The following is a 4,922-nucleotide window of genomic DNA, read 5'->3' as shown; positions in this document are numbered from 1 at the left end:
TGAAAAAGCCCTACTCAATTTTTGTATTAAAGCATCAAAAAAAGACAACTATAAAATGTTAAAAGAAGAGATAAATGCATTAAAAGAGATAGGTTATAACGACATTCAAATTGTAGAAGCTGTAGCAGTCACAGGATATTTTAATTATATCAATACACTTTCAAATGTATTTGGTTTAGGACAAACATGAAAAAAGTATTCGGATATATAAAGAGGTTTTTCATCGGAATTTGGGATTTTATTTTCTATCTTATTGGAGCACCGTATGAAAAGCAAGCTAAAAGGCTGAACTGGGATGAAAAAGATGCAGCGTTTAGAGGTCCAGAAAATCCAAAGACTAAGAAAACACATTTCAGAGCAAATAAAGTGAGCAAAGAACAATGAAATTAAAAAAAATATTTCTGTTGGTATTTTTTACCAATATCATACTAAGTGCCTCGACAATGTACACATTGTCTGGTATCAATAAACTCTACCTTGTTGTAGAGATCTCGGGAAAAACAGTTCCACCATCATATAGAAGTACTATCTTAGAGAGTTTACAAGCAATGACTGATGAACTGAAGATAGATACAAAAGGTTATGATCCGAGATCTTTGGCAGTACTTGTCAATGAAATGAAGGTCAATGATACAACTGTAATAAATATCCAACTACTCATTGGCGAAGAAGTGCAACGTCTAGACAATAATGAAAAAACATTTGCACTCACTTACCAAAGTATGGGACATTTTTTGTTCAATGAGGGTGATGATATAGAGGATGCCTTTGAAGACACGTTTGATACAATGCTTTCAAAATTCTCAGAACAATACACAGAAGAAAACAAAAAGATCACTAAAGTTGTCATAGACGAAAAGAACTTTGCTTCAGAAATGAAATATGAAACAAATTATGAAGAAGCAGTAAAGAAATCTAAGAAACTACATAAAAACATCATGCTTGTATTGGTATCGAATTACTGCCCTTGGTGTCGAAAATTTGAACAAAGAGTACTTCTCAAAAATGAAGTAAATGAGCTCATACAAAAAAACTATATCCCTCTTATTCTTAACAGAGAAAAAGATCCATTTCCAAAAGAGTTTGATACAGGTTTTACCCCTATCGTGCATTTCATAGACTACAAAACACTCAAAAGCTATAAAAATGTCATCGGTTACAACAATAAAGATGAATTTACTTATATACTTAAAACAGATACTTTAACAAAGTAACAATAAAAAACATACGATTTGTTTCGTATGTTTTAAATCATCTGTAGTCTTACTCAAAATACTTTATAATTTTTCAACAACACTGTCTCTATCTAGACGATACTCATCAAAATCATTGGCAATAAAAAGTCTGCCTTTATAATTATGCTTTATCTCGTTATAGATCATCTCTACGCCCATGGTACCATTCTTGTTATATCTGGGATTAATATGAGATGCAATCAGATTTTTAACACCCTTTTCCTGAACTACTGTAGCAAGCTCTTGTGCAGTAGAATGCAAAACTTTTACAGGAAGGCTGTCATAGGTTTCCTGAGTATATGTACACTCATGCACCAGTAGATCAAGATCTTCCAGATATCTTCCCAATATATCCGGTCTGCTGTTATCTCCTGCGATGATCAACGATCTTCCCGGTATGGTATCAAGAGTAAAATCTTTAGGTTCAAGTTTTTTCCCTTTAAAAGTGATACTTTTTCCTCTTTGTAATTCACCGTAAAGTGATGATGGTTCCAATCCTATGGCTCTCAATTTTTTTTCATTTAACTTATTACTAATATCATTCTCTTTGATATAGAAGGCAAAACTCTCTACAGAGTGCACCAGAGGCAAAATTTTCAATGAAAATCTATCAAATACAAAACTATCTTGGGCTTCATATTCGATGATCTTAAGATCATATCCTAAATATTCTGATGAAACATCCGTAACACATTCTAAAAATTTTTTGATTCCTTTGGGACCATAAATACTTAAAGGATTAAAGGCAGTATCAAGCTTTTTTGAAGCTAATAGACCAGGAAGTCCATAATAGTGGTCACCATGAAGATGGGTGATGAAAATAGTATCAAGCTTGCCAATAGTGAGCCTAGTCCGTATCATCTGATGCTGCGTCGCCTCTCCACAGTCAAAAAGGTACCATTTATTATCTTGCTCGAACTCCAATGCAAGTGCAGATACATTTCTCTCTCTGGTCGGTTTTCCAGCACTTGTTCCTAAAAAAGTCAATTGCACCATTTCATCCTTTATCTAATTCTCTCTCTTTCCAAGCATGCCAAATGGAAAAGATATTATTTTTCTGTTTTGGCAGTATCATTGTAATCACAATATTTTCAAGCATTTCTATCACTAAAAAATAGACCGCTATATGAAACAAAAGATTACTTTCAAACCCAAGTAGCATCACTGCACCTGCACTCATCAGTACAGCTGAAATTTTTGTGATCCATGTATGATAACTGGCAAGATTTCCAAACTTCAGCAGAGAAAAAAAAGCAGGAAAGATATAGATAACGATTGCAGCGATGATATAGTAAAGTTCATCTTTGATAATATTTGGCCAAAGCCACCAGACAGCCAAAGGTGTAGTAAGATAGGTCAATATATCACCATAGCTATCGAGTCTTGCTCCCAATTCACTGGTTTGATCCAACATTCGTGCGATAATTCCATCAAGAGCATCTGAAAGAAGCATTAATCCAAAAAGTATAAAAAAAACAGTTGGCATATTAAACCATCCAGTAAGCAGTAAAAATGGTGCTGCAATGATACGAAAAAGACTTAATAGATTTGGGATATTTAATAACATAATAGAACCTCCTCTTATTATATTATACTCATAATATTTGTTAAATTTAAATGTGAATTATAAAATATGAAGTTCTCTAGCAAATATTTTTTGAAGCATCTTTTTCTGAGTCTAGTACAATAAGATCAAAATGATAAAGAGAGGTTATTCCCTCTTTATCGTGAAGATTATTTTATTTTTATCTTTTTAGTTTCTTTTTCACTTCTTTTCATCTTTGGTATCACTACTTCCAGTACACCATCCTGACAATTTGCTTCGATATTTTCAGCATCAGTATTATCTGGAAGTGTAAAACTTCTTTGAAACTTACCATAAGAGCTCTCCTTCTTATAGTAATCCTTCTCTTTGACCTCTTTTTTGGTTTTTCTCTCACCTGAGATAGTCAATACATCATCTTTGAGATCAACATGAATATCCTCTTTTTTAACACCTGGGAGATCTACCTCTACATGATAGGCATAGTCACCTTCTCTGGTATTAACAGAGGGAGTAAAACCAGAAACAATTGAAAGCTCACTATCAACCTCCGGAAATTTTAATGCGCCCGCCAGTCTCTCTTCTAAATCTCTAAATTCTCTCATTGGGTCAAATTTTGTTAATAACATTATTTCTCCTTTGTATTAATTAGATGTTATATATCAGTATATAACTTTTTATCATACTTGTCAATTATCTTTATATATTATTTTGAAACTTCATACCAAACAATATGCTATACTTAAATTAGAATATTGTATTAACTCGTCACAAGTAAAAACAAGATTATAAAAGGAGGAGAATATGAGAGCTTTGATCATCACTGCAGATCTTTTTGAAGACTCTGAGTTAAAAATTCCCTATCAATCTCTTCGAGAACTGGGTATTCATGTAGATATTGCTTCTTTAAAAAAAGGTACTATCATCAGTAAACATGGATTTAATGTATATGCCACATTGACCCTAAATGAAGTAGATCCAAAGCAGTACGACATACTGATCCTTCCTGGAGGGAAAGGTCCTTCTTTGATACGTAAAGAGAGTAAAGCATTGGAGATTGCGCGATACTTTTTCGATCATAATAAGTTAGTAGCAGCCATATGCCATGGTCCACAGATACTGATATCAGCAGGTTTACTGAATGGGAGAGTTGTTACAGGGTATCAAAGCATTGAAGAAGAGTTAAAAGAGGCTGGTGCTATATATAAAGATGCGGAAGTGGTGGTAGATAAAAACCTGATCACTTCTCGACAACCCTCAGATTTAAATGCATTTATGGAAGCTATTAAAAAGTCTTTATATTATGAGTCAAAAAGATAACGAATTGGTGCACACCAAAACACTTGTGAAAGAACGATTTACTCTGCAAGAAGACTTTTGTAACGATATACTTTCCAAAAAGGCAAAATTTGGTTTCGGAGGTTTTGGTGAGGCAGTCTATTACCGTACATATAGCCGGATAAAACCTGATGGTTCACAGGAACATTGGGCAGATACGGTCATTCGTGTTATTAATGGTGTGATGTCCGTACGTAAAAACCATTATGTTTTAAACCGTTTAGTCTGGGATGAAGCAAAATGGCAACGCTATGCTCAAAAACTTGCTATAGCTATGTTCGATATGAAATGGCTTCCTCCTGGACGGGGTTTGTGGATTATGGGGACAGAGTATATTTACGAACGTGGAGCTGCAGCGTTAAATAACTGTGGAGCTGTAGATACAACAGACCTTTCACTAGCAGCAGAATGGGCAATGGATATGCTAATGTGTGGTGTTGGAGTCGGTTTTAATACTGTATGGAAAGGGAATAACGTTTCTTTACCAGATAAATCTAGCTCTATATGCTATGTTATTCCTGATAGTAGAGAAGGATGGGTGGCATCGGTACGACTGCTGATAGAAAGCTTTACAAAGAAAGGTGCATGGTTCACATTTGACTACAGTCAAATCCGTCCCGAGGGATCTCCTATTCATGGGTTTGGAGGTACAGCATCTGGCCCTGCTCCACTAATAGAATTACATGAACGTATAGAAAACTATCTAGAGAACTATTGCATAGGAAAGATCGATAAGACACGTTGCACTGCTGACGTAATGAATGCGATCGGTGTCTGCGTTGTAGCAGGCAATGTACGGCGAAGTG

General features: G+C 34.7%; 6 protein-coding genes and 2 pseudogenes. 5 read left to right on the top strand and 3 right to left on the bottom strand.

The genetic code is table 11. From position 1 onward, the window contains the following. The 3 genes and pseudogenes from ABZC96_RS08215 to ABZC96_RS08205 all read left to right on the top strand — a co-directional run. Window positions 1-190 (top strand): annotated as a pseudogene (locus tag ABZC96_RS08215) (carboxymuconolactone decarboxylase family protein); the annotation flags it as partial. After that, complete coding sequence (locus ABZC96_RS08210) at window positions 187-384, top strand: hypothetical protein (protein WP_373030374.1); 198 nt, start codon at window positions 187-189, stop codon at window positions 382-384. The pseudogene ABZC96_RS08215 and the gene ABZC96_RS08210, both read left to right, overlap by 4 nt. Continuing rightward, window positions 381-1,214, top strand: a complete 834-nt coding sequence (locus ABZC96_RS08205) for a thioredoxin family protein (RefSeq protein WP_373030373.1) — start codon at window positions 381-383, stop codon at window positions 1,212-1,214. Before ABZC96_RS08210 ends, ABZC96_RS08205 begins: the two co-directional genes overlap by 4 nt. 63 nt (window positions 1,215-1,277) lie before the next feature. On the opposite strand, the gene ABZC96_RS08200 is transcribed toward ABZC96_RS08205, so the two are convergent. From ABZC96_RS08200 to ABZC96_RS08190, 3 genes are all read right to left on the bottom strand, one after another. Then, window positions 1,278-2,231 (bottom strand): MBL fold metallo-hydrolase, encoded by a 954-nt coding sequence (locus tag ABZC96_RS08200; RefSeq protein WP_373030372.1) that lies wholly within the window; start codon window positions 2,229-2,231, stop codon window positions 1,278-1,280. 1 nt (window position 2,232) lies between these two features. Further along, entirely contained in the window at window positions 2,233-2,802 is a 570-nt protein-coding gene (locus ABZC96_RS08195; protein WP_373030371.1) for a CDP-alcohol phosphatidyltransferase family protein, read from the bottom strand. 167 nt (window positions 2,803-2,969) lie between these two features. Next, window positions 2,970-3,407: an Hsp20/alpha crystallin family protein gene (locus ABZC96_RS08190; protein WP_373030370.1), complete on the bottom strand. Its 438-nt coding sequence runs from the start codon at window positions 3,405-3,407 to the stop codon at window positions 2,970-2,972. Window positions 3,408-3,582: 175 nt separating this feature from the next. On the opposite strand from ABZC96_RS08190, the gene ABZC96_RS08185 reads away from it, so the two are divergent. Together ABZC96_RS08185 and ABZC96_RS08180 are read left to right on the top strand one after the other, a co-directional pair. Next, window positions 3,583-4,098, top strand: a complete 516-nt coding sequence (locus ABZC96_RS08185; protein ID WP_373030368.1) for a DJ-1/PfpI/YhbO family deglycase/protease — start codon at window positions 3,583-3,585, stop codon at window positions 4,096-4,098. Then, a pseudogene (locus ABZC96_RS08180) lies at window positions 4,082-4,922 on the top strand (fused protease/ribonucleoside-triphosphate reductase); the annotation flags it as partial. The gene ABZC96_RS08185 and the pseudogene ABZC96_RS08180, both read left to right, overlap by 17 nt.

Origin of the sequence: Sulfurovum sp., assembly GCF_041551015.1 — a bacterium.
Taxonomy (GTDB): Bacteria; Campylobacterota; Campylobacteria; order Campylobacterales; family Sulfurovaceae; genus Sulfurovum.
This window is presented reverse-complemented; position numbering and strand designations above follow the sequence as displayed.

Excerpts from the sequence above, each read along its gene's own strand:
- ABZC96_RS08210 (WP_373030374.1), top strand. The coding sequence starts at position 187 with ATGAAAAAAGTATTCGGATATATAAAGAGGTTTTTCATCGGAATTTGG.
- ABZC96_RS08205 (WP_373030373.1), top strand. The coding sequence starts at position 381 with ATGAAATTAAAAAAAATATTTCTGTTGGTATTTTTTACCAATATCATA.
- ABZC96_RS08200 (WP_373030372.1), bottom strand. The coding sequence starts at position 2,231 with ATGGTGCAATTGACTTTTTTAGGAACAAGTGCTGGAAAACCGACCAGA.
- ABZC96_RS08195 (WP_373030371.1), bottom strand. The coding sequence starts at position 2,802 with ATGTTATTAAATATCCCAAATCTATTAAGTCTTTTTCGTATCATTGCA.
- ABZC96_RS08190 (WP_373030370.1), bottom strand. The coding sequence starts at position 3,407 with ATGTTATTAACAAAATTTGACCCAATGAGAGAATTTAGAGATTTAGAA.
- ABZC96_RS08185 (WP_373030368.1), top strand. The coding sequence starts at position 3,583 with ATGAGAGCTTTGATCATCACTGCAGATCTTTTTGAAGACTCTGAGTTA.